A 2,914-nucleotide genomic window follows, 5' to 3' on the forward strand; every position below is an offset into this window, starting at 1 on the left:
AAGCAAGGCAGGGGCGATCCAGGCCGATTTGGGCGCCCTGCTCTCGGTGGCGCGGGCAGGTGGCGAGTAACGCGGAGCGGTAGACGCGCAATGAGGTTTTAGCCGCAGCCTCCGAACGAGAGGGCTCGGAGGCTGGTATTCCTGAATCGCAGGTCACGATGGGTTATCGGAATCGCGAAGAGCGGATACCGCCAGTAAGCCCCCTTCGGAATAGGCGTTGAGCAGCTCCTGGGCATGGGTGAACTCGGGGCCTCGTCTCCAGCCGAGCAGGCGGTTGACGGCCAGATTGCCCTGGACGTTGTGGATGAAGAGCAGGAAGGCGTCTTCGCGTGAAAGCCCTGTTTTCTCCATGACCCAGGGAACCATCTGCTCCGCTCCGCGTTCTATGACGCGCTGGGCTACGCGAGCGTATGCGTCGCTGTCCGAATAAAGCAGGCGATAATCGTCGTCTGCCGGCGGACGCTGGCAAAGCGTTGCCGATTCAACCCCCTCAAGCGGGGGAGCCGCTGCCAATGCCTCGTCGATAAGCGCATCGAGCAGCGCGTACTTATCCTCGCAATGCAGATAGAACGTTCCCCGGTTGATCTCGGCGCGGCGGCAGATGTCCGCCACCGTCATCTTCGCGAAGCCGACCTCGGCCAGCAGCGCGAAGAACGCCTCCTGTATGACCGAGAGGGTGTAGCGCCGCCGGCGGTCGATCTTGGTTTCTCCCATCGCCTCTCCAATCTGAGTCGTTTGACAATGTCCAGTAGCTGTTCGTTTATCGACAGGTGCACGCGTTTGTTCATTGCCCCTGCGAAAATCAACAAGGATACTGTTTATAGACACCTGTTTTTTATAGCTGAAAGGGAGCACGGATGACCCTGTGCGAGAAGCTCGGCATCGGGCTTGTCAGCCGATCGTTTTCCCATCGGGCCGTCTATCGAAACGGCGGCACGTCATACGATTTGAGCGATTGCGAGCCTGCTGCTTTCAAGCAAGATATCGAGGCTTTTGTCCGCAAGGTGGGGGAGGCTGATTGTGTGTTTACGGGAGAGGCAGGTAGGCAGGCGTTATGAGCATCTGCATCAAAAATCAGATTCAGAATATGAATATCGTCATCGGCTGCACGGTGGGGTGTCCATATTGCTATGCCCGTAACAATGTGAAACGTTGGCATATGATTGACGACTTCGCTGATCCTGCGTTCTTCCCGAGCAAGCTCAAGATGATGGAAAAGAAACGCCCGCAGAACTTTCTCCTTACCGGCATGAGCGATCTCTCCGGGTGGAAGCTGGAATGGCGAGACGAGGTATTTGCAAAGATCCATGAGAATCCACAGCATCAGTTCCTGTTCCTGACCAAGAGACCCGATTTGCTGGATTTAGATACCGACCTGGAAAACGCATGGTTCGGCGTTACGGTGACGAGGAAAGCGGAGCTGTGGCGTATCGACGCCCTTCGGAAAAACGTCAAAGCAAATCACTTCTTCGTTACTTTTGAGCCGCTATTCGACGATCCCGGTACGGTCGACCTTTCCGGAATCAACTGGATCGTCGTCGGTACCATGACCGGGGCGCAGAGCAGGAAGGTTCATACGGAACCGGAGTGGGCATGGTCTTTGACGGACCAGGCGCACGCGCTTGGCATTCCAATGTTTATGAAGGAAGACCTCGTCTCTGTCATAGGGGACGAAAACATGATTCAGGAATTGCCGGAAGAATTCGAAAGAGTGCTGGAGGTGCAGAGAACATGGCGGAAGTGATCGATGGAATCCTCATCAATGAGGTGGAAGCAAAGAACATCATGACCAAGTCCAGCCTGCCGGTAGGCGGCTACTCGGTCAATCCCTATGTAGGCTGCACGCATGCCTGCAAGTATTGCTATGCCTCCTTTATGAAGCGCTTTACCGGACACAAGGAGGAATGGGGCACCTTTCTTGATGTGAAGCATTGGCCGGAAATCAAGAATCCGAAGAAATACGCTGGACAGCGGGTGGTTATCGGTTCTGTGACGGATGGCTACAATCCACAGGAGGAGCGATTCGGGAATACCAGGAAACTCCTGGAGCAGCTGATTGGCAGCGATGCAGATATTCTGATCTGCACAAAGTCCGATCTTGTGGTACGGGATATCGATCTGCTGAAGAGGCTTGGACGAGTGACCGTTTCATGGTCGATCAACACGCTGGATGAGAACTTCAAGAACGATATGGACTCCGCGTCGAGCATCGAGCGTCGTATCGCTGCTATGAAGCAGGTGTATGACGAAGGTATCCGTACGGTCTGCTTCGTGTCCCCGGTATTTCCCGGCATCACGGATTTTGAGATGATTTTTGAGCGAGTAAAGGATCGGTGCGATTTGTTTTGGCTCGAAAATCTCAATCTTCGGGGTGGTTTCAAAAAAGCGATCCTGGATTATATCGCCGAGAAACATCCCAATCTCGTACCGCTTTACGATGAGATCTATAACAAGCGCAACCGTAGCTATTTTGAAGCGCTTGAAGTAAAAGCCGAGGAAATGGCCAAGAAGTACGATTGCCCCTTTGTGGACAACGAAATGCCTTATGGCAGAGTCCCCCAGGGGCATCCGGTGATCGTGGACTACTTCTATCACGAGGAAGTCCGAGGGTCAGATAATAGCGGAAAAAGAAATCGTTAAACGAAAACCGACGACGATTTGCTCGAGCGATCAGCGTCCACGCGTGGCTTCTGCCGATTGGCGCAACGGGCGACGGATTAAGGGATCGCTCGGGCGGATGATCCCGCTGCAGTACAGGCGGTCGCTCAATTTAGCGGCATGAGCGTTTTCGCACGGAAAACCAGTATCCCCTGTGCCGAGTTTAATCGTAGCGAATACAATGGGCACTGAGCATCAATCGAAAGTAGTCAAGAGCCTTTTCGACGGCTTCTACCACCTCTACCCCAGCCTCGAG

At 54.1% G+C, this 2,914-nt stretch carries 4 protein-coding genes; 3 read left to right on the plus strand and 1 reads right to left on the minus strand.

Translation table 11 applies throughout. The annotated features are described in order from the left end of the window. Positions 1-153: 153 nt before the first annotated feature. The gene (locus DW892_RS10225) at positions 154-714 is read right to left on the minus strand and encodes a TetR/AcrR family transcriptional regulator (RefSeq protein ID WP_117759916.1); all 561 of its coding nucleotides are present in this window, start codon (positions 712-714) and stop codon (positions 154-156) included. A gap of 143 nt (positions 715-857) precedes the next feature. On the opposite strand from DW892_RS10225, the gene DW892_RS10230 reads away from it, so the two are divergent. Genes DW892_RS10230 through DW892_RS10240 form a run of 3 tightly spaced genes read left to right on the plus strand, consistent with a single transcriptional unit; the run spans position 858 to position 2,640 of the window. Next, positions 858-1,058, plus strand: coding sequence for a hypothetical protein (locus tag DW892_RS10230; protein WP_117767358.1), 201 nt, complete (start codon positions 858-860; stop codon positions 1,056-1,058). Continuing rightward, the gene (locus DW892_RS10235) at positions 1,055-1,744 is read left to right on the plus strand and encodes a radical SAM mobile pair protein A (protein WP_055252677.1); all 690 of its coding nucleotides are present in this window, start codon (positions 1,055-1,057) and stop codon (positions 1,742-1,744) included. The genes DW892_RS10230 and DW892_RS10235 overlap by 4 nt, the downstream gene beginning before the upstream one ends. Further along, the gene (locus tag DW892_RS10240; protein ID WP_055252675.1) at positions 1,732-2,640 is read left to right on the plus strand and encodes a radical SAM mobile pair protein B; all 909 of its coding nucleotides are present in this window, start codon (positions 1,732-1,734) and stop codon (positions 2,638-2,640) included. The genes DW892_RS10235 and DW892_RS10240 overlap by 13 nt, the downstream gene beginning before the upstream one ends. The last annotated feature ends 274 nt before the right edge of the window (positions 2,641-2,914 follow it).

This window comes from Collinsella sp. AM40-7AC, from assembly GCF_003468125.1.
Lineage (GTDB): Bacteria > Actinomycetota > Coriobacteriia > Coriobacteriales > Coriobacteriaceae > Collinsella > Collinsella aerofaciens_O.